This is a genomic window from Stenotrophomonas sp. AS012628 (genome assembly GCF_010608305.1).
Taxonomy (GTDB): domain Bacteria; phylum Pseudomonadota; class Gammaproteobacteria; order Xanthomonadales; family Xanthomonadaceae; genus Stenotrophomonas; species Stenotrophomonas geniculata.
In genome coordinates this window covers 1-265 of record NZ_VMBJ01000146.1, presented here as the reverse complement: position 1 = coordinate 265, position 265 = coordinate 1, and the positions used below count along the sequence as shown (strand labels likewise).

1 protein-coding gene is annotated in these 265 nt (G+C 66.4%); it reads right to left on the bottom strand.

The annotated features are described in order from the left end of the window. A partial coding sequence (locus G5A07_RS21345) for an ABC transporter permease subunit (protein ID WP_191863989.1) occupies window positions 1-265 on the bottom strand: 265 nt, incomplete at both ends.

Genomic DNA, 265 nt, shown 5'->3' with positions numbered 1-265 from the left:
ACCATGGCGTTGGGCAGGATGTGCCGGAACATCACCCCGGCGTCGCCGAGGCCGAGGGTTCGCGCCGCCTTGACGTACTCCAGGTGACGACCGCGCAGGAACTCGGCGCGAACCACGTCGACCAGGCTGGTCCAGGAGAACAGCAGCATGATCGCCAGCAGCCAGCCGACCCCGGGCTGCACCAGGCTGGCGAGGATGATCAGCAGGTAAAGCATCGGCAGACCCGACCAGACCTCGATGAAGCGCTGGCCGAACAGGTCGATCC